This is a genomic window from Cyanobium sp. LEGE 06113, assembly GCF_015207615.1.
Genome location: NZ_JADEWM010000008.1, coordinates 11,690 through 29,967, shown reverse-complemented (window position 1 = coordinate 29,967; position 18,278 = coordinate 11,690). Strand labels below are relative to the sequence as shown.

Below are 18,278 nucleotides of genomic sequence, written 5' to 3'. Positions count from 1 at the left end.
CTCAGGCCGCCAGCTCCAGGGCCGGGCGCTGGAGACGGTTGAGCCTGTCCCAGAGTCCGTTCACATCGCCGGCGCCCATGGCCAGCACCAGATCCCCAGCCTGGCTGCAGGCCTCCACCTGCTGGGCCAGGCCATCGAGGCTGTCGGCCACCAGCACCGGCAGCTGGGGGGCGAGCTGCTGCAACGCCGCGGCCAGCGCCCCACTGCTCACACCGGGGATCGGGGCCTCTCCCGCGGCGTAGAGCGGTGCGATCACCGCGGTATCGGCATCGCGCAGGGCTGCGGCGAAACCATCCAGGAACTGGGCCGTGCGCGAGTAGCGGTGCGGCTGGAACACGGCGATCACCCGCCGGGGGGGCTCGGGCAGGGGGCTGCGGCCGCTGTCCACCATCAGCCGCGCCATCGCCAGGGTGGCGGCCACTTCGCTGGGGTGGTGGGCGTAGTCATCCACCACCAGGCGGCCGTTCCAGATGCCGCGGAAGTCGAAACGGCGGCCCGGGGGCTTGAGCTCGGCCACCGCCTGCTGCAGCTCGGCGAAGCGACCCCCTCCAGGCGGCAGGCGGCCAGGGCGGCCACGGCGTTGCTGAGGTTGTGGCGGCCTGGCAGGGGCAGCTGCAGGGTGCCCACCCGCTGGCCCCGCTCATAGAACTCGGCCGTGGTGCCGTCGCCACGTTCGTCGATGGCCAGGGCGGCGAACTCCACCCCCTCGGCACTCGTGGTGGACCACCAGTGGTCGGCCTCGAAATGCTCCCGCAGGATGGCGCAGTCGCGATTGGCCAGCAGCCGGCGGGAGCCTTCGGCGAACCGGCGCAGGGTGCTGATCAGGGCGTCGAGATCGGGGTAGTGGTCGGTGTGGTCGAGTTCGAGGTTGGTCAGCACCCCCAGGGATGGGGTGAACTTCACCAGGGAACCATCCGATTCATCGGCCTCCGCCACCAGCAGTCGGCCCAGGCCGTGGCGGCCGTTGCTGCCGAAGGCGGGCACGATGCCGCCGATCACGGCGGTGGGGTCGTGGCCCGTGGCGGCCAGCAGGGTGGCGATCAGGCTGCTGGTGGTGGTTTTGCCGTGGCTGCCGGCCACCGCGATCGTCTCTTGGTCGCGGATCAGGGCGGCGAGCACATCGGAGCGATGGCAGATCGCCAGCCCGGCCCGGCGGGCCTCCATGAGTTCGGGATTGGTCTCCGGAACCGCCGAGCTGATCACCACCTGGGGGGGCGCGGCGGCGGCGGCACAGATGGCCGCCACCGTGGCCCCGGTCTGCTCCTGGAACACCCGCACCCCGTGGCGCCTGAGGCAGGTGAGCACGGCGTTGTCGCGGGGGTCGGAGCCGCTCACCGCGTACCCCCGCTCGGCCAGAATGCCTGCCAGGGCTGACATGCCGATGCCTCCGACCCCGATGAAGTGCAGAGGTTGGTCGCGCTCAAGCTGGGGGATCAAGGTGGGTTCCGGACCGGGACGCTGCTGCAGCAGAAGTTAGTCCGGCCGGGGTCTCTCGCGCCATTACGAGATGCTGCATCTGGGCTCATCGTGCCGCCTGGGCCCCTGCAAGCGGGAAGGGGGGCGGAGGGGATTTCTGTATGATCGGCAGCCAAATCCCCCTTGCCAAGCGGTTTCTTCCGCTTTTTGCCATGACACTGAAAGTTGCGATCAATGGATTCGGCCGGATTGGTCGCAACTTCATGCGTTGCTGGCTCAGCCGTGGTGCTGACACCGGCATCGAAGTGGTGGGTCTCAACGACACTTCAGATCCGAGGACCAATTCCCACCTGCTCCAGTACGACTCGATGCTGGGTCACATCCGCGATGCGGAGGTGAGCTACACCGACGACGCCATCATCGTCAACGGCAAGACGATCAAGTGCTTCTCCGATCGCAACCCCCTCAACCTTCCCTGGAAAGAGTGGGGTGTGGATCTGGTGATTGAATCCACCGGGGTGTTCATCGACAAGGACGGTGCCGGCAAGCACCTGCAGGCGGGGGCCAGCAAGGTGTTGATCACAGCTCCTGGCAAGGGCGACGGCGTGGGCACCTTCGTGATGGGGGTGAACGACGCCGAGTACCGCCACGAAGACTGGGACATCGTGTCCAACGCCAGCTGCACCACCAACTGCCTGGCCCCGATCGTCAAAACCCTCGACCAGGCCTTTGGCATCGTCAAGGGCACGATGACCACCACCCACAGCTACACGGGTGACCAGCGCATTCTCGACGCCTCCCACCGCGACCTGCGCCGTGCCCGGGCCGCCGCCATCAACATCGTGCCCACCAGCACCGGGGCCGCCAAGGCCGTGGCTCTGGTGTACCCGCCGATGAAGGGCAAGCTCAACGGCATCGCCCTGCGGGTCCCGACCCCCAACGTGTCGGTGGTGGACCTGGTGCTGGAAGTGAGCCGCGGCACCAGCCGCGAGGAGGTGAACGCCACCCTCAAGGCCGCCTCCGAGAACGGCATGAAGGGGATCATCAAGTATTCGGATCTGCCGCTGGTGTCCAGCGACCATGCCGGCACGAATGAGTCCACGATCGTGGACTCCGACCTCACCCTGGTGATGGGCGACAACATGGTGAAGGTGATCTGCTGGTACGACAACGAGTGGGGCTACAGCCAGCGGGTCGTCGACCTGGCCGAACTGGTGGCGCGCCACTGGACGTGAGCCCAGCCGGTCTAAGCCCGCACCTGGCCCTCGCCATCCCGATACGCCTAGGCCTGGAAGTGTCGGTAGGCTGTTTCGCCTGCGCTCACTGCGATGCCGTCCTGCCAGATCAGCCTGGCCTCGCTTCCTAAACTGCTGCGCAGCACCCCCAGGGGCACTGCCCCTGGCAGCGCCGCCATAAGGGCGGCCGCCCAGGGCGGTGCCAGGGCCAGCACCAGTTCAAAGTCCTCGCCGCCACTGAGGCACCAGGCCTCCGCCTGATCCAGTGCTGCCATGGCCGGATCGAGGGGCAGGGCGCTGCGCTGCAGCACGGCCTGGCAGCCACCCGCTGCGGCCAGGGCCTCCACGGCCACGGCCAGGCCGTCACTGCTGTCGGTGCCGCCCACCCGCCAGGGGCAGGCCGCCGGCCTGGAGGCCCGTAGAGCTCGCACGGCATCGAAACGGGCACGGGGTCTGCGGTGGGCGGCCCGGGCCCGGTCCACGAGATCGGGGTCAAGACCATCCCGCACCCCCGGCGCCAGAGTGTCCTGCAGCAGAGCCAGCCCGAGGCGACTCAGCCCATGGGGGCCGCTGGCGATCAGCACATCGCCGGGCTGGCCATCGCCGCGTCGAATCGCGTCGCCGCCAGCTTCTGCCCCGGCAGCTGTGGCCAGCTCACCCACCGCACTGAGCGCCAGAATCCGCTGTTCGCCGCCGCTGCAATCGCCGCCCAGGATGGCTCCAGCTCCGTGGGCGTTCAGACAGGCCTGCAGCCCCTCGTACACCCCCTGCACCCACGACCAGCGCGTCTGGGCCGGGGCCACCAGCCCCACGGTGATCCCGAGGGCATCAGTGCAGCCCATGGCGGCCAGATCGGAGAGGTTGGCGGCGGCGGCGCGCCAGCCTGCGTCGAAGGGCTCGGTGGTGGCGTCACTGAAGTGTCTGCCCTCCACCAGCACGTCGGTGTTGAGCACCAGCGGGCCGCGGGCCGCCAGGATGGCCCCATCGTCCTGGAACTGGCCCGGCGGCGCGAAGGCCCCCAGGCGGCGGATCAGCTCCTCCTCTCCCAGCTCGGCCAGGGCGGGATCGTGGCCGCGGCCCATGGCGTGCGCTCCTCAGGCGTGGGGCTGCAGGTTCTCGGCCCCGTCAACCACCTGCACCCGCTCGATCACGTCATCCACTCCCAGTTCCTCCAGCACGTCGAAGCCCTCCACCACATAGCCAAAGGCGGCATAGCGGCCATCCACCAGGTTCAGGCCGGCCGGGGTGAGCTCCGCTTCGTAGAGAAAGAAGAAGAACTGGGAGGAGCCATCGTCGAGGCTCTGGTCGGAATGGGCCCAGCCCAGGGTGCCCAGGGTGGCGAAGGGCAGCACCGCCTCGGCCTTGTAGCGGCCCAGATCCTCGAAGGTCTGGCCGTAGAAGGGCACGGGCTCGCCGGGGATCTTGATCTCCAGGGGGACTCGCCGCAGCTCTTTGGTGGTGGGATCGACGTAACCGTCCAGCGGTCCTTTGGGATCGCCGGTCTGGAGCACGTAGAAGTCCTCGGCGCGGGTGAAGGGCAGGCCGTCGTAGAAGCCCTTCAGGGCCAGATCCACGAAGGCCCCGGCCGTGAGGGGGGCGTTGTAGCCGTCGACCACGGCCACGAGGGGCCCGCGGCTGGTGCTGATCTGCACGGTGGCCCGCCCCAGCAGGCGCGGCAGGGCGTCGAACTCAGCGGGAATGGCGAACGGGAAGGGACCCACCAGCAGGGCCTCGGCCGTGCCGATCGTGGCGAGGGCCTGGCGGCGGGCGGCCAGGAAGCGTCCCGGTCCTGGACCTCGGCCGCGCTGGCCAGCGCCTGAAGATCGCCCTCCAGTTCAGCCATCAGCGCTGAGGCCTGCTCCGCCTGGCCAGCCCCGAAGCACTCCTCAATCTCCTTGCGGCGACTGCTCAGCTGCGACTGGCTGCGGCGGGCGGTGGCCTTGAGGGCCGACCAGCGCTTGGCCCGCAGGTCGGTGCTGGTGTCCTCGAGCCGGTGCTGCAGGTTCTGCAGGGCGGGAGCCTCCACCGGCAGGGCATTGCGCAGAATCGCCGCCGGATCCTTCACCGCGTTCCCCTCGGGCAGGGCCGCGGCTGCGGGCAGGGCCTGCAGGGGGAGGGCGAGCAACAGGGCCAGGGCCCATGCCATGGCGCGAGCCACGGCCCGGTGCATCCACGGTGCGGCCATCACAGCGTCTTCCTTCTGGTCGGACTTTGGCACAGCCTTCCCGGGCCAGCCCCGCCTGCAGAGAAGGTTTGGGGGCGGGGCCGGTGGCCAGCCGTACAATCCGCCAGATCCGATCCGCCGGAATGATCTCCAGCAACGACTTTCGTACCGGGACATCGATCGAGCTGGATGGCCAGGTCTGGCGGGTCGTTGAGTTCCTGCATGTGAAGCCGGGCAAGGGCTCGGCTTTCGTGCGCACCAAGCTCAAGGCCGTGCAGAGCGGCAACGTGGTGGAGAAGACCTTCCGCGCCGGCGAGATGGTGCCCCAGGCCGTGCTGGAGAAGAGCACTCTGCAGCACACCTACATGGAGGGGGACGACTTCGTGTTCATGGACATGGCCAGCTACGAGGAGACACGCCTCACGGCCAAGCAGATCGGTGACAGCCGCAAGTACCTCAAGGAGGGCATGGAGGTGAACGTGGTGTCGTGGAACGGCAAGCCCCTGGAGGTGGAGCTGCCCAACTCGGTGGTGCTGGAGATCACCCAGACCGATCCCGGCGTCAAGGGCGACACGGCCACCGGCGGCACCAAGCCCGCCATCGTCGAAACCGGCGCCCAAGTGATGGTGCCGCTGTTCCTCTCGATCGGCGAGAAGATCAAGATCGACACCCGCAGCGACAGCTATCTCGGTCGGGAGAACTGATCCCCATGCAGCTCGATCACGACCAGCTCCAGCAGCTCCTGGCCCTGCTGGGTGACAGTGACATCCAGGAGTTCAAGCTGGAGGGCGATGACTTCCGGCTGGAGGTGCGCCGCAACCTGCCCAGCCTCGCCCCGGTGCCGCTGCCGGCCCCAGTGCCGCCGCCGGCCCCGGTCGCTGCCCCGGTGGCCGCCGCCCAGCCAGGGCCGCCTGGCCCCTCCACGCCCCCACCCGCCGCGGCGGCCAGCCGCAGCGACCTGGTGGAGATCACGGCGCCGATGGTGGCCACCTTCTACAGCGCCCCTGCGCCGGGAGAGCCGAACTTCGTGGCCCTGGGAGCCCGTATCAAGGTGGGTCAGACCATCTGCATCCTCGAGGCCATGAAGCTCATGAACGAGCTGGAGGCTGAGCTGAGCGGTGAGGTGGTGGAGATCCTGGTGGAGAACGGCACGCCGGTGGAGTTCGGCCAGGTGCTGATGCGCGTCAAGCCCGCCTGAGTTCAACCTAGCTCCAGGGCTGTGCTGATCGCAGCCGCCATGCTGGCGGCCCGGGCCACCCCCTGGCCGGCGATGGCGAAACCGGTGCCGTGGTCTGGTGAGGTGCGCAGAAACGGCAGGCCCAGGGTGGTGTTCACCGCCGCGTCGAAGGCCAGCAGCTTCACCGGAATCAGGCCCTGATCGTGGTAGAGGGCCAGGTAGCCATCAGGCCCTGGGCTGCCCTGCTGCCAGGCCTGCGCCGCACTCAACCAGCAGGTGTCCGGCGGCAACGGGCCGAGCAGCTCCGCCTCGGGATGGCTGGCCTGCCACTGGGTGAGGGTGTCGTTGAGCCAGGCCACCTCCTCCTGCCCCAGCTGACCGGCCTCGCCGGCGTGGGGATTCAGGCCGGCCACCACCAGTTGCGGCCGGGGCGAAAAGCGCTGGCAGAAGGTCAGCAGCTGGTCGAGCTTGCGCTGCACCCGGTCCGGATCGAGGCTGGCCGGCACGGCGGCCAGGGGGATGTGGGTGGTGGCCAGCAGCGTGTTGAGCCGCCAGTGGCCCTGGGGGGCGCGGGCGGTGAACAGCATCGAGGCCTCCGCCACCCCGGCCAGCTCCGCCAGCCGCTCCGTCTGGCCTGGGTAGGCATGGCCGGCGGCGTGCCAGCTGGCCTTGGCGATCGGTGCGGTCACCAGGGCCTTGCAGTCGCCCCGCTGCACCAGTTCCGCCGCCGCCGTGAGCCAGCGGAAGCCCGCGTCCCCGCAGGCTGGGCCGCTGCGGCCCGGGGCCACGGGCTCCTCCAGGGGCAGGTCCACCATGGCGAGCTCGGCCGGATCGCGCAGGGGGTCACGGCTGAGGGGCCTCAGGGCTTCGTACTGGCCCTCCAGCCAGCGGCGGCAGCCCACCAGCACAGGCTCCAGGCCGCGCGCCTCGGGCTGAGCCAGGGCCTTGAGCGTGACCTCGGCACTGATGCCCGCCGGATCCCCCAGGGCGATGGCCAGATGGCTCTCAGCGGAGTTGGATGGGATGGAAGGCAAGGAGGAGAGGCCCATGGTGCGCTGGCTGCTGCTCGGACTGCTGCTGTATGGCCTGGGAACGGGATTCAACCGGGGTTGGCTGCAGCTGCGCTGGGGACTGCTGATGCGGGAAATGGGCTTCCCGTTCGTTTGTGATCCCGAGGATCGCACCCGCTGCTATCCCAAGGGCTCGCCCTACGCCGACAAGCTCGCTCCAAATCCCTCCCGGTAACTGGGATAGCGCAGCTGGTAGCCCAGCTCCTGGCACAGCCGGCGGTTGCTGACGCGGCGGTTCTCCTGCCAGAAGCTGCGGGCCATCGGGCTCAGACTGGCTTCGATCTGCTCGTAGCGCTCCAAGGGCGGCAGGGGCAGGCCCAGCAGATGGGCGGCGTGGCTGAGGGTTTCGGTGGAGGAGCAGGGGCAGTCATCCGCCACGTTCAGCAGGGCGGGCCGTTCGCTGGCGGGCAGGGCCAGACAGTGCAGCACCGCGCCGACGATGTCATCGACGTGGACGCGGGAAAACACCTGCCTGGGCTTGTGGATCAGCCGGCTCTCGCCGGCCTGCAGGGCGCGGAAGGGGGTGCGGCCCGGACCGTAGATCGCCGGCAGCCGGAAGATCTGCACCGGCAGGCCGCTGCTGCGCCAGGCCCGCTCGGCCTCGAGGCGGGCCTGGCTGCGGCCCGGCCGGGCCGGGGTGGGCGCCTGCTCATCCACCCAGGCGCCGCGGCTGTCGCCGTAGACCCCGGTGGTGGAGAGATAGCCCACCCACTGGAGCGGCAGCTGGCGCAGCACGGGTCCCAGCAGCCTCAGCACCGGATCGCCGGGTTGGCCGTCCGGGGGAATGGACACGAACAGATGGGTCACCCCAGCCAGGGCATCGGGCTCGGGCACCAGGCCCTCCCTGCTGTCGAAGGCCAACCAGTGGCCGGGCCCTGGGTTCTGCGGGGCCTGGCGGCTGGTGGTCGTCACCGCCCAGCCCCGCTGAGCGGCGGCGGCCGCCAGACGGCTGCCGGTGAAGCCTGCTCCGAGCACCAGCAGATTCGCGGCGGGCTTGACAACCCCAGAAGACACCAGTACACCTGTATCACTTACGATGTTTCCCATGGTGGTGTCCTCTCCTGTTCAGGCCAGCTGGTGCTGGGCTCCGCCGCTGCAGCGCCCTGCAGCGCGCTCCATACAGTTTCGGGCACGCTCCTGGCCCCTCCCCGCTCTGCTGGCGGCAGGGCTGCTGCTGCTGGCTGCGGTGCTGGCCCCGGAGGCCCCCCAGGATCAGGCCGCCATCTGCCAGCGCCACAACGGGCCGGCGGCCTGCCGCGTCTGGTGAGGGGCCTCGGCCTCAGCTCCTTCGCTGGCCTGAGGGAGCGCCACCAGGTCGTGGTCGCCCGGGCGTTCGCCGGCCTTGGGGCCTTCAGGCGCCAGGGAGGCCGCAGCGGCTGGTGAACTGGCGGGTGGGGCGGTCCAGGCCAGCAGGCGCGTGGCCAGGGCCATCTCGCCCTGGGTCCAGGCCCGGATCGCCATGGCACGGCGCGGATCGTAGAAGGGCTGCTGGCGGTACCAGCTGAACACCTCGCTGTCGCCCTTGCGGCCATTGCAGCCGAGGCAGGCCGGCACGCAGTTTTCGTTGACGCTCGGCCCGCCCCGGCTCTTGGGCAGCACGTGGTCGATCGATTCAGAGCGGCAGCCGCAGTAGATGCAGCGCCGGTTGGTGTGCTGATGCAGGGACTGACGCCAGCGCCGGGCGCGCAGTTTGGGACAGAGCTCTTCGAGAAACACGGCATTGCTGCCGCCTGCGTTCCCTGCCGCCCAGTCCCTGGCCTGCATGCGCTTGGCTCGGTTGCGGGGAGTTTGCAGCCAGTGTCCAGGGTGGCAATGTGTCGAGGACTGCCATTCCGCGCATGCGCTGCCTGTTGCGGCTGGGTGCCACCGGACTGATCGAGGTGGTCAGCCCCTTTGATGCGGTCACCAGCGCCCAGCTGCGGGCCATCCGGCCCCGGGGGGAGTGGCTGGCGCGGCGGGGCTGCTGGGAATTTCCGCAGGAGGCCGCCGCAGCGCTGCAGCAGGCCCTGGCCGGTCGCTTTCCGGTGGAGCCCCAGCTGGCCACCTGGCTGGCCTGGCTGGAGCAGCCCCTGCCGCCGCTGCCGCCCCACCGCCAGCTGGTGCGGGCCGCCGATCTGGACCAGCCCCTCGAGGATGGCCGCCGCCTGCTGGCCCACCAGCGCGCCGCCGGCCGCTGGTTGCTGGCGCGGCGCGGGGCGGTGCTGGCGGATGCGATGGGCCTCGGCAAGACCCTCTCGGCCCTGGCGGCGGCCCGGGCCATGGTGCGCCTGGCGGACTGCCGCATCCTGGTGGTGGCCCCGGTGGGCCTGCACGACCACTGGCGCGCCGAAGCCCTGGCTCTGGGCCTGCGGCTGGAGCTGCACAGCTGGGCGCGGCTGCCGCCGGAGCTGCCTGCGGCCGGCACGGTGCTGATCGCCGACGAGGCCCACTTCGCCCAGAACGCCCACACGGCCCGCTGCAAGGCCCTGTTGCGGCTGGCCCGGCACCCCCGGCTGCGGGCGATCTGGCTGCTCACCGGCACGCCGATGAAGAACGGTCGACCGGCCCAGCTGTTTCCCCTGCTGGCGGCGATCGGCCACCCCCTGGCCCGGCATCAGCGGGCCTACGAGGAGCTGTTCTGCCAGGGGCACTGGCGCGACCAGGGCGGGCGGCGGGTGTGGCAGGCCACGGGCGCCACCAACCTCGCCGAGCTGCAGCGCCTCACCAGGCCCCTGGTGCTGCACCGTCGCAAGCAGGACTGCCTCGATCTGCCGCCCAAGCAGCGCGCTCTGATCCCCGTGCAGCTGGAGCCGGACCAGGCCCTGGGCTTCGAGCAACGGCTGCAGCGCAAGGTGGACGCCTACCGCCGCCGCGCCGCCCGCGGGGAGGTGCGCCGCGACGCCGAGGTGCTCGCCGTGTTCACGGCCCTGCGCCAGATCGCCTCCCACTCCAAGCTGGTGGCGGCCAGGGAGCTGGTGCAGCGCCAGCTGGCCGCGGGCGAGGCCGTGGTGGTGTTCACGGCCTTCCGCACCACCGCCAGCCTGCTGCAGGCGGAGCTGGGCGGAGCCCTGCTCACCGGAGCCCTCGAGCCGCGCCGGCGCCAGCAGCTGGTGGACCACTTCCAGGAGGGCCGCAGCCCGCTGCTGATCGCCACCTACGGCACCGGCGGGCTGGGCTTCACGCTGCACAGGGCCCGCCATGTGGTGCTGATCGAGCGCCCCTGGACACCCGGGGATGCGGAGCAGGCCGAAGACCGCTGCCACCGCATCGGCATGGCGGGTTCCCTGATCTGCCACTGGCTGCAGCTGGGCGTGGCCGACCAGCTGGTGGATGGCTTGATCGCCAGCAAGGCGGAGCGCATCGCCGTGCTGCTGGGCCGCGGTCAGCAGGAGCTGCGCCGCCGCGATCTGGTTGCCATGGTGCGGGACCTGATGCAGAACTGGTGAGCTCAGGGCGCAGGGCTGGCGACCTGGCTGCAGAGCTGCTGCCGCACCTTGAGATCACTGCGCAGCTGGGGATCGAGGTCCTCGGCTGGCTGCCGTTCCGCGAGCTTCACCGCCTCCCGCAGGTCATCACAGGCCGCGGCGTCCTGGCCCGCCAGGCTGCGCAGCAGGTAGCGGTCGTTGCGGGGCCCGGGATCGTCCGGAAAGGCGGCCACCACCGCATCACAGCGGCTGATCTGCTGCTCGAGCCGCTCCAGGCGCACGTTGCGCAGGCAGTCGTCGCGGCGGATGGCCTGCTGGGGCAGGGGCTGTTCGGCGCAGCCGGCGGTGGCCAGCAGCAGCAGCGCCAGCAGCGGCAGTGACAACCGGCCCCGGGGCGCCGTGTCAGTAGCCGAAGCGCTCGCTGCGGGTGGCACCGGACACCGGGATGCGGGTTGGCGCGGCCTCCACGGTTTCGGGCTTGCTGAACAGATCACCGAGGTAGCGGCCGCAGTCTGGGAAGGAGCCGGAATACTGCACCACGGCCTCCGTGATCATCACCGCCGCGTGCTCTGGGGAGGTCTTGAACAGCTGATCGCTCTGGCGCTTGATCACCGCATAGGCCGCATCCCAGCTCACCTGGTGGCTGTTACCGCTGCCGCGCATGAAGCAGTAGATCTGGGCGCCCCTGGGCCCGGCCCCCTCCAGCACGACACCGGTTTCAGTCGCCTGGGAGAAGGCGGGCAGCCCGTGCCCCAGGCCCAGCGTCAGGGCCAGGGCTGCCAGCAACCGGGGCCGCTGCCGCGAGAACAGGGCGAACGTCTGGCGCAGGGCCATGGGAGCAGATCCGGCAAGCAGGGCTCAAGGTATCGATCGAGACGGCCGGCGTCGAGGGTGGTGGGCTGCTCAGGGCGAACCCGTGCCCTGGGGCAGCACCAGCTTCAGCACCAGGGGCAGCACCAGCAGCACCGTGATCAGCCGCACGGCATGCAGGGCCGCCACGGCAGCCCCCACGCCGAACTCGGCCCCCAGCAGGCTCATGCCGCTGATGCCGCCCGGGGCGGCGCCCAGCAGGGCGATGGTGGGGTCCACCCCGAACAGCCGGCTGCAGGCCAGGGCCACTGCCAAGCCGGCGAGCACGAGGCTGAGGGTGATCACCAGGGCCGGCCGCCACAGCTGCTGCAGTTGCTGCAGCACGGCGCTGTTCAGGGCGGTGCCGATCACCGTGCCGATCCCGATCTCCAGCAGGGTGCGCGTCCCGCCCGGCCATTGGGCCGGTTCGAGCTGCCCGACGATGCTCACCAGCGCCGCCGCCAGCAGCGCGCCGGCCAGGGGGGCTGCGGGAATCCCGGTGCGCAGCGCCAGCAGGCCGCCCGCCAGCCCGGCGCAGGCATACACGACCAGGTTCCAGGGGTGGCTCATTGCCCCAGTCTGACCTTGGCTGCGCCAGCAAAGTGTGCTGTCATCGGCTCCACCGCGCCTGATGCCATGGCCCCCGAGTCGGTTTCCTTTCGGATCACCCGCAACGCTGAAGACCTGGCCCAGACGATTCACGCGCTGTCCAGGCGCCTGATCACCCTGGAGCAGCATGTTCAGGCCATGGCCCTGCAGCTCGAGAGCCACCAGAAGCAGGAGGCTGAACCCGATCTGCAGGAAATGTCGAGCCTCGACAACGTCGAACGGCTGCTGCATGACTGCCGCTGCCTGCTGGATCTCGAGGCCGCCCCAGCCGACGAGGGCCATCCCGTGCAGGACACGACTCTCCAGACCTCCTTCAGCCCCATCGAGGATCAAGCCCCAGCTGATCCCTACGACACGGCTGAGCCCTACGACCAGGCGGCCTGAGGGCAGAAGAAGCACTGACTGGTCAGCGGTGGCAGAATGGAAAGAAAGTGAAACATGGCTTACCCCACGTTCTCTCACTCCACCCCCTCTCACCCCCAGTCCGCTCACCCCACCAGCCAGGCTGCACCCAGTAGTTCAGCCCGCTGCGGCGCAGGGTTCCCGAGGGTGTTGATCAGCGAGGCGGATCACCAGCGCGAAAAGCTCGAATTTGCCCTCGCCGTTGCCGTGAGCCGCGGCGACGCCGAGCGTTGCGCGAGCCTGCGGCGGCAGATCTCGGCCCTTGGAGCCGGCGGGGTGGAGCCAGGAACCTGAGGGTTTCGGGTTTGTTCCAAACCCACAAATCGATGTTCTGGCAATAGCCATTGATGGTAGGCTTGCGCCAACTCTTATGGGCGTCTGGATCTTGCAATGTCCAGGCGCCTGAGTTTGTTGATGCAGTCATGGGGTGCCGGCGCTCTAGCGACCACCCGTCTTTTTCCGCCGGCTCATCGATCAGCTCCAGCTGGGATCTGCGGCCTGGCTACTGACGCTGACCCACGCCGTCTCTTAGCGCCCACCCAGCCCGTTTCGGTCCTTTCTTCCGTCCTTGCATGACAGTCGCCCTTTCCCCCGATCTCCACGTCCGGCCACGGTCTGCCCTCTCCCCAGGGCGTCCCCAGTCCATGCGGGTTCCCACCAAGCCCCAGCCCGTTGCCAACATTCAGGTGCAGATCAGCCAGCTCGACACAGCGGCACGGCAGGCTGCCGCCGAGGGCCAGGTGGCCGAATCGGCGCGCCTGATCCTCGAACTGCTGAAATCAGAGCGGCGCCTGGCCAATACCGGGCCCCAGGTGCTGCAGCTGATCAAGCCTCGGGGTTGAGGGGCTTTCAGCAAGCTCGCTCAGCTGATGCCTGCCAGCACTTCCCGTAGGCGATCTGTCGCTGGGGGAACAGCCTGGCGGTCAGACTCCCGACCGCTTGCCTGCGTCTGGCGGGGCTGCAGGAAGGCGATCAGATCGACATCGTTGTTGGACCGGATAGCCGCCTGAGCCTGGAGCCTCTGCGCAAGCTGGATCACGGCCTCCGTTCTGAGGCACGCCTGGCCGCTGGGGAGCAGTGCGAGCGCCTGCTGCAGGGTGGAGTTGAACTGCGCTCGCTCGATCGCGACCGCTTTCACGAGGCGGCCGCCCTCGGGATGAGGCCAGCATTGGAATAAGCCCACAATCTGTGGCAGGGCCTGCAGAGAAAAGCCGAACTCAGCGGGCATCAAGGCTGACCCGCACCGGCTCCAGCCGCTGCGGCCCAATGATGCGAGCTACGGCGAAATCAGGATCAACGCCCTTCTGAAATGCATCAAACCCATAGACAACTGAATCCCGCATTTCATCGACTTGATCGCATGACCATGGAATTGGTAGCAAGACCTGGGGTTCCCCCGATGATTCAGAACGGTCCAGCCTCTGCGGCAGCCCCGCTGAGACAGGGCGTGAAACACCAGGGTTCGGATCGTCCCCTACCACTCATGGGTAGGCGCCACGTGAGATGTTTGGCCCTACAGCCAGTGTCAGGCTGGCTTTTCTGTGGATTTATCAGGCCTGGACTGAAAGCGGGTGACCGGACTCGAACCGGCGACGTTCAGCTTGGGAAGCTGACATTCTACCACTGAATTACACCCGCAAGGTGTAGTCAACTCAGGCGTCCTGATGTTGTCTGCGTTGTTGGCTTGTTGAGACTAGCAAGGGTCAAGGTGCCCCCCTTGCCAGCCTCTGCCGCCGTTGCGGCGGCTCAGCCGGCCAGGGCCGCCGCGCAGGCGGCCACGCCGGCCCCCGCCGTTCCCCGCAGCAGGCCCAGGCCCTGCAGGGTGGCCTCGATCGCCGCGACGGCGGTGAGCACGTCGCGATCGGCCACGAAGCCGAGGTGGCCGATGCGGAACACCTGGCCCTTGAGGTGGTCCTGGCCGCCGGCCAGCAGGATGTCGAAGCGCTCCTTCACGGCCTTGCGCAGCACCTCGGCGTCGACCCCCTCGGGAGCCACGGCCGTGATCGCCGGGCTGCCATGGCCCTCGGCGGCATAGAGCCGCAGCCCCATCCCCTTCATGCCGGCCTGGGCCGCGCTGCGGTGGCGTGCATGGCGGGCGAAGATCGCCTCCAGGCCCTCCTGCTGCATCATCCCCAGGGCGGCCTCCAGGGCGAAGTACAGATTCACCGGCGGGGTGAAGGGATTGCTGTCGGCGGCGGCCGATTTGCGGTATTTGCCGAGGTCCAGATAGAACTTCGGCAGGTCGGAGCGCTCGTAGGCCGTCCAGGCCCGCTCGCTCATGGCCACGAAGCCCAGGCCCGGCGGCATCATGTAGCCCTTCTGGGAGCCGGAGCCCACCACATCGAGGCCCCAGCGGTCCATGGGCACGTCGCAGGCGCCGAGGCTGGTCACGCAATCGGCAATGGTGAGCGCGGTGCCGTGGGCGCGCACGTGGCCGGCGATGGTCTCCAGGTCGTTGATCACCCCGGTGGAGGTTTCCGAGTGGGTGAGGATCACCGCGCGGATGCGCTTGTCGGTGTCGGCCTCCAGGGCGGCGCGGAAGGCCTCGGGATCCAGCGGTTGGCCCCACTCGGCCCTCACCACCTCCACCTCGAGCCCGTAGGCCTTCGCCACCTTCACCCAGCGCTCGCCGAACTTGCCGTTGTCCCCGCAGAGCACGGTGTCGCCCTTGCTGAGCACGTTGATGATCCCCGCCTCCATCGCGGCCGTGCCGCTGCCCGCCAGGGCCAGCACGCTGCCGCTGGTCTGGTGCAGCCACTGCAGCTGCTCGGTGGTGCGCTTGACGATCTTCTGAAAGTCGGCGCTGCGGTGGCCGATCGGATGGCGGCTCATGGCCAGCAGCACGGTCTCCGGCACCGGCGTGGGGCCGGGGATCATCAGGCTGAGCTTGTCCTGCATGGGTGCTGCGGAGCAGAGGAGGGGCGCGGCCGCGGGGCGGCGCAATCCACCAATGTAAAAAACCGACCACAGGGGCCCAACCCCGAGCCACCGCGCCCTCCTCCCATCGGCTGCCCGTTGCATGGAATCCTTCCCCACACCTGAACGCGGCACGGCTGAGCCCGCCACCCCTGAGCCCGGCCTGATCCTGCCGGTGTGGCTCGCCGCCGCGGCCCGCGCCGCCGTGCAGGGGCTGCTGGGGGAGCCCTTCTGCCCTGAGCAGCCCCTGGAGCTGGAGCCTGGCGCTCCCCCGCGGCCTGTGCTGGTGGAGGCCGCGGCGCCCCTGGCCGCAGGCTGGGTGCTGGCGGTGGCCAGGGCTGACCCGGGCCCTGAGGTGCTGGATCTCACCCGCGGTCAGCCGGTGTGGGCCCAGGCCCGTTGGCTGGAGGGCCCTGGGCACTGGCTGGAACTGGTGGCTGGCGAGGGGGTGGGGGTGATTGCCAGCTCCGGCGCTCCCTGCCTCTCGGCCTATGCCCGCGAGCTGCTGCAGCGCACCCTGCAGCCGCTGCTGCCGCCAGGACGGCGCCTGGAGCTCCACCTGGTGATCCCGGCGGGTCGGCGTCTTGCCGAGCGCACCAGCAATGCCGCCTTCGGGGTGGTGGATGGGCTGGCCCTGATCGGCACCCAGGCCCTGGTGCAGCGCAGCGCGGCCCCCGACCAGCTGCAGCAGGCCCTGGAGCAGCTGCGCCGCCTGGTGGCCTCCCCTGGCTTCGCCGGGGCCCTGGTGCTGGTGATCGGCGAGAACGGCCTCGATCTGGCCCCCCGCCTCGGCCTCCCTCCCCAGCTGCTGCTCAAGGCCGGCAACTGGCTGGGGCCCCTGCTGGTGGCGGCGGCCGAGGCGGGTGTGAGCCAGCTGCTGCTGTTCGGCTACCAGGGCAAGTTGATCAAGCTGGCCGGCGGCATCTTTCACACCCATCACCACCTGGCCGATGGCCGCAGCGAGGTGCTCACCGCCCTGGCGGCCCTGGAGGGTCTGGCGGGCCCGGAGCTGGCCTGCCTGCATCAGGCCGCCACGGTGGAAGCCGCCCTCGCAGACCTGCAGGCCACCCAGCCCGCCCTGGCGGCGAGGCTGCGGGCCCGCATCGCAGCGGCGATCGAGCAGCGCAGCCGCGCCTACCTGGCCCGCTACGGCCACGAGGCCTTGGCGGTGGGCGCGGTGCTGTTCGACCGCAGCCGTCAGCTCTGTGCCCGGGGCCCCCTGGGTGCCCCCCTGCTGGCCGAACTGCGGGGAGGGGGCGCCGCCTAGGCTGGGTCAAATCTCCGGGGTTCCGTGCTGCCGATGTCCGCCGCTCCCCAGATGACCCCACGGGACGCGACGTCCAGCCTTGAGGGCACGGCCCAGCCCGCATCTCCCATCGACGAGATGTCCCAGTCCAGCCGGGCCCCGGCCATCGTGATTCTCGATTTCGGCTCCCAGTATTCGGAGCTGATCGCCCGGCGCGTGCGCGAAACCGAGGTGTTCTCGCTGGTGTTGAGCTACACCACCAGCGTGGAGGAGCTGCGGGCCATCGCCCCCAGGGGCATCATTCTCAGCGGTGGGCCCAGCTCGGTGTACGAGAGCGGCGCGCCGGTGTGTGATCCGGAGCTCTGGAACCTCGGCATCCCGGTGCTGGGGGTGTGTTACGGCATGCAGCTGATGGTGCAGCAGCTGGGCGGGGCGGTGGTGGCGGCGGGGCGGGCCGAATACGGCAAGGCGCCGCTGCACGTGGATGACGCGGTGGATCTGCTCGCCAGCGTGGAGCAGCACTCCACGATGTGGATGAGCCACGGCGACTCGGTGGAGCGCCTGCCTGAGGGCTTCGTGCGCCTGGCCCACACCGACAACACCCCCGAGGCGGCGATCGCCCACCACGGCCGCCACCTCTATGGCGTGCAGTTCCATCCCGAGGTGGTGCACTCCCAGGGCGGCATGGCGCTGATCCGCAACTTCGTGTATCAGATCTGCGGTTGCGAGCCCGACTGGACCACGGCGGCCTTCATCGAGGAGGCCGTGGCCGACGTGCGCCGCCAGGTGGGCCAGAAGCGGGTGCTGCTGGCCCTCTCCGGTGGCGTGGACTCCTCCACCCTGGCCTTCCTGCTGCACCGGGCGATCGGTGATCAGCTCACCTGCATGTTCATCGACCAGGGCTTCATGCGCAAAGGGGAGCCCGAATTCCTGGTGGAGTTCTTCGACAAGCGCTTCCACATCAATGTGGAGTACATCAATGCCCGCCAGCGCTTCATCAGCAAGCTGGCTGGTGTGACCGACCCGGAGGAGAAGCGCAAGCTGATCGGCACGGAGTTCATCAGGGTGTTCGAGGAGGAGAGCAAGCGCCTCGGTCCCTTCGACTACCTGGCCCAGGGGACCCTCTACCCCGATGTGATCGAGAGCGCCGGCACCAACGTGGATCCCAAGACCGGTGAGCGGGTGGCGGTGAAGATCAAGAGCCACCACAACGTGGGCGGCCTGCCCAAGGATCTGCAGTTCAAGCTGGTGGAGCCGCTGCGCAAGCTGTTCAAGGATGAGGTGCGCAAGGTGGGGCGCTCCCTGGGGCTGCCGGAGGAGATTGTCGGCCGCCATCCCTTCCCCGGCCCGGGCCTGGCCATCCGCATCCTCGGCGAGGTGACCGATGACAAGCTCAACATTCTCCGCGACGCCGACCTGATCGTGCGCGAGGAAATCACCGATGCCGGGCTCTACCACAGCATCTGGCAGGCGTTCGCGGTGCTGCTGCCGGTGCGCAGCGTGGGCGTGATGGGTGACAAGCGCACCTATGCCTTCCCGGTGGTGCTGCGCTGTGTGTCCTCGGAAGACGGCATGACGGCCGACTGGTCGCGTCTGCCCTACGACCTGCTCGAAACGATCTCCAACCGGATCGTCAATGAGGTGAAGGGCGTGAACCGGGTGGTGCTCGACATCACCAGCAAGCCCCCCGGCACGATCGAGTGGGAGTGATCGCCCGGCTTCGCTGACTGAGCCCCCGCTGGCCTGGTCGGGAGGCCTCCGTTACCTTCGGGGCCCCAAGCCTGCTCCGC

At 69.5% G+C, this 18,278-nt stretch carries 18 protein-coding genes, 1 tRNA gene and 3 pseudogenes; 11 read left to right on the top strand and 11 right to left on the bottom strand.

Annotation, left to right across the window (positions count from 1 at the left end):
• Position 1 precedes the first annotated feature (1 nt).
• Positions 2 to 1,377 (bottom strand): annotated as a pseudogene (murC, locus tag IQ220_RS12790) (UDP-N-acetylmuramate--L-alanine ligase).
• 251 nt (positions 1,378 to 1,628) lie between these two features.
• On the opposite strand from murC, the gene IQ220_RS12785 reads away from it, so the two are divergent.
• Positions 1,629 to 2,651: a type I glyceraldehyde-3-phosphate dehydrogenase gene (locus IQ220_RS12785; RefSeq protein ID WP_193915406.1), complete on the top strand. Its 1,023-nt coding sequence runs from the start codon at positions 1,629 to 1,631 to the stop codon at positions 2,649 to 2,651.
• 47 nt (positions 2,652 to 2,698) lie between these two features.
• Here IQ220_RS12785 and IQ220_RS12780 read toward each other — a convergent pair whose 3' ends face one another.
• Both IQ220_RS12780 and IQ220_RS12775 read right to left on the bottom strand, forming a co-directional pair.
• Positions 2,699 to 3,733 (bottom strand): thiamine-phosphate kinase, encoded by a 1,035-nt coding sequence (locus IQ220_RS12780; RefSeq protein WP_193915403.1) that lies wholly within the window; start codon positions 3,731 to 3,733, stop codon positions 2,699 to 2,701.
• A gap of 12 nt (positions 3,734 to 3,745) precedes the next feature.
• Positions 3,746 to 4,821: pseudogene (locus IQ220_RS12775) on the bottom strand (peptidylprolyl isomerase).
• A gap of 137 nt (positions 4,822 to 4,958) precedes the next feature.
• Here IQ220_RS12775 and efp point away from each other — a divergent pair.
• Complete coding sequence (gene efp, locus IQ220_RS12770; RefSeq protein WP_186697898.1) at positions 4,959 to 5,519, top strand: elongation factor P; 561 nt, start codon at positions 4,959 to 4,961, stop codon at positions 5,517 to 5,519.
• 5 nt (positions 5,520 to 5,524) lie between these two features.
• Positions 5,525 to 6,013: an acetyl-CoA carboxylase biotin carboxyl carrier protein gene (gene accB, locus IQ220_RS12765; protein WP_193915400.1), complete on the top strand. Its 489-nt coding sequence runs from the start codon at positions 5,525 to 5,527 to the stop codon at positions 6,011 to 6,013.
• 2 nt (positions 6,014 to 6,015) lie between these two features.
• On the opposite strand, the gene pdxA is transcribed toward accB, so the two are convergent.
• Entirely contained in the window at positions 6,016 to 7,026 is a 1,011-nt protein-coding gene (gene pdxA / locus IQ220_RS12760; protein ID WP_370566472.1) for a 4-hydroxythreonine-4-phosphate dehydrogenase PdxA, read from the bottom strand.
• A 13-nt stretch (positions 7,027 to 7,039) separates the two neighbouring features.
• On the opposite strand from pdxA, the gene IQ220_RS12755 reads away from it, so the two are divergent.
• On the top strand, positions 7,040 to 7,237 hold the full coding sequence (locus tag IQ220_RS12755) for a hypothetical protein (RefSeq protein WP_193915395.1): 198 nt from the start codon (positions 7,040 to 7,042) through the stop codon (positions 7,235 to 7,237).
• Here IQ220_RS12755 and IQ220_RS12750 read toward each other — a convergent pair.
• Both IQ220_RS12750 and IQ220_RS12745 read right to left on the bottom strand, forming a co-directional pair.
• Complete coding sequence (locus IQ220_RS12750) at positions 7,201 to 8,076, bottom strand: SDR family oxidoreductase (protein ID WP_370566471.1); 876 nt, start codon at positions 8,074 to 8,076, stop codon at positions 7,201 to 7,203. The genes IQ220_RS12755 and IQ220_RS12750 overlap by 37 nt on opposite strands.
• Positions 8,077 to 8,442: 366 nt before the next feature.
• Positions 8,443 to 8,826: pseudogene (locus tag IQ220_RS12745) on the bottom strand (HNH endonuclease); the annotation flags it as partial.
• Between the two features lie 74 nt (positions 8,827 to 8,900).
• Here IQ220_RS12745 and IQ220_RS12740 point away from each other — a divergent pair.
• Entirely contained in the window at positions 8,901 to 10,487 is a 1,587-nt protein-coding gene (locus tag IQ220_RS12740; protein WP_193915391.1) for a DEAD/DEAH box helicase, read from the top strand.
• A gap of 2 nt (positions 10,488 to 10,489) precedes the next feature.
• Here IQ220_RS12740 and IQ220_RS12735 read toward each other — a convergent pair whose 3' ends face one another.
• From IQ220_RS12735 to IQ220_RS12725, 3 genes are all read right to left on the bottom strand, one after another.
• On the bottom strand, positions 10,490 to 10,849 hold the full coding sequence (locus tag IQ220_RS12735; protein ID WP_193915389.1) for a hypothetical protein: 360 nt from the start codon (positions 10,847 to 10,849) through the stop codon (positions 10,490 to 10,492).
• 19 nt (positions 10,850 to 10,868) lie between these two features.
• Positions 10,869 to 11,300, bottom strand: a complete 432-nt coding sequence (locus IQ220_RS15855; protein ID WP_228009207.1) for a DUF6554 family protein — start codon at positions 11,298 to 11,300, stop codon at positions 10,869 to 10,871.
• A gap of 69 nt (positions 11,301 to 11,369) precedes the next feature.
• Entirely contained in the window at positions 11,370 to 11,885 is a 516-nt protein-coding gene (locus IQ220_RS12725) for an AbrB family transcriptional regulator (RefSeq protein ID WP_186697911.1), read from the bottom strand.
• Positions 11,886 to 11,951: 66 nt separating this feature from the next.
• Here IQ220_RS12725 and IQ220_RS12720 point away from each other — a divergent pair, with 66 nt between their 5' ends.
• The 4 genes from IQ220_RS12720 (at position 11,952) to IQ220_RS15850 (ending at position 13,503) form a co-directional block, all read left to right on the top strand.
• Positions 11,952 to 12,308 carry a hypothetical protein gene (locus IQ220_RS12720; protein WP_193915387.1) on the top strand — a complete coding sequence of 119 codons (357 nt, stop codon included), beginning with the start codon at positions 11,952 to 11,954 and terminating at the stop codon, positions 12,306 to 12,308.
• A 165-nt stretch (positions 12,309 to 12,473) separates the two neighbouring features.
• On the top strand, positions 12,474 to 12,620 hold the full coding sequence (locus tag IQ220_RS12715; RefSeq protein WP_186697915.1) for a hypothetical protein: 147 nt from the start codon (positions 12,474 to 12,476) through the stop codon (positions 12,618 to 12,620).
• Positions 12,621 to 12,970: 350 nt separating this feature from the next.
• Entirely contained in the window at positions 12,971 to 13,168 is a 198-nt protein-coding gene (locus IQ220_RS12710; RefSeq protein ID WP_193915671.1) for a hypothetical protein, read from the top strand.
• Between the two features lie 53 nt (positions 13,169 to 13,221).
• The gene (locus IQ220_RS15850) at positions 13,222 to 13,503 is read left to right on the top strand and encodes an AbrB/MazE/SpoVT family DNA-binding domain-containing protein (RefSeq protein ID WP_370566479.1); all 282 of its coding nucleotides are present in this window, start codon (positions 13,222 to 13,224) and stop codon (positions 13,501 to 13,503) included.
• A 389-nt stretch (positions 13,504 to 13,892) separates the two neighbouring features.
• On the opposite strand, the gene IQ220_RS12700 is transcribed toward IQ220_RS15850, so the two are convergent.
• Together IQ220_RS12700 and IQ220_RS12695 are read right to left on the bottom strand one after the other, a co-directional pair.
• Positions 13,893 to 13,964: transfer RNA gene (locus IQ220_RS12700), tRNA-Gly, on the bottom strand.
• A 108-nt stretch (positions 13,965 to 14,072) separates the two neighbouring features.
• Positions 14,073 to 15,224 (bottom strand): alanine--glyoxylate aminotransferase family protein, encoded by a 1,152-nt coding sequence (locus IQ220_RS12695; RefSeq protein WP_186697936.1) that lies wholly within the window; start codon positions 15,222 to 15,224, stop codon positions 14,073 to 14,075.
• Between the two features lie 121 nt (positions 15,225 to 15,345).
• Between IQ220_RS12695 and cbiD the strand changes: the two genes are divergently transcribed.
• Entirely contained in the window at positions 15,346 to 16,509 is a 1,164-nt protein-coding gene (cbiD, locus tag IQ220_RS12690) for a cobalt-precorrin-5B (C(1))-methyltransferase CbiD (protein ID WP_193915385.1), read from the top strand.
• 117 nt (positions 16,510 to 16,626) lie between these two features.
• Positions 16,627 to 18,198 (top strand): glutamine-hydrolyzing GMP synthase, encoded by a 1,572-nt coding sequence (guaA, locus tag IQ220_RS12685; protein ID WP_186699984.1) that lies wholly within the window; start codon positions 16,627 to 16,629, stop codon positions 18,196 to 18,198.
• Positions 18,199 to 18,278: the final 80 nt, after the last annotated feature.

Bases quoted from the DNA above. Each gene is read 5' to 3' on its own strand.
- IQ220_RS12720 (WP_193915387.1), top strand. From the start codon at position 11,952: ATGGCCCCCGAGTCGGTTTCCTTTCGGATCACCCGCAACGCTGAAGAC.
- IQ220_RS12740 (WP_193915391.1), top strand. From the start codon at position 8,901: ATGCGCTGCCTGTTGCGGCTGGGTGCCACCGGACTGATCGAGGTGGTC.
- accB (WP_193915400.1), top strand. From the start codon at position 5,525: ATGCAGCTCGATCACGACCAGCTCCAGCAGCTCCTGGCCCTGCTGGGT.
- IQ220_RS12710 (WP_193915671.1), top strand. From the start codon at position 12,971: ATGCGGGTTCCCACCAAGCCCCAGCCCGTTGCCAACATTCAGGTGCAG.
- guaA (WP_186699984.1), top strand. From the start codon at position 16,627: ATGTCCCAGTCCAGCCGGGCCCCGGCCATCGTGATTCTCGATTTCGGC.
- IQ220_RS12755 (WP_193915395.1), top strand. From the start codon at position 7,040: ATGGTGCGCTGGCTGCTGCTCGGACTGCTGCTGTATGGCCTGGGAACG.
- efp (WP_186697898.1), top strand. From the start codon at position 4,959: ATGATCTCCAGCAACGACTTTCGTACCGGGACATCGATCGAGCTGGAT.
- IQ220_RS12780 (WP_193915403.1), bottom strand. From the start codon at position 3,733: ATGGGCCGCGGCCACGATCCCGCCCTGGCCGAGCTGGGAGAGGAGGAG.
- cbiD (WP_193915385.1), top strand. From the start codon at position 15,346: ATGGAATCCTTCCCCACACCTGAACGCGGCACGGCTGAGCCCGCCACC.
- IQ220_RS12785 (WP_193915406.1), top strand. From the start codon at position 1,629: ATGACACTGAAAGTTGCGATCAATGGATTCGGCCGGATTGGTCGCAAC.
- IQ220_RS12695 (WP_186697936.1), bottom strand. From the start codon at position 15,224: ATGCAGGACAAGCTCAGCCTGATGATCCCCGGCCCCACGCCGGTGCCG.
- IQ220_RS12725 (WP_186697911.1), bottom strand. From the start codon at position 11,885: ATGAGCCACCCCTGGAACCTGGTCGTGTATGCCTGCGCCGGGCTGGCG.
- IQ220_RS15855 (WP_228009207.1), bottom strand. From the start codon at position 11,300: ATGGCCCTGCGCCAGACGTTCGCCCTGTTCTCGCGGCAGCGGCCCCGG.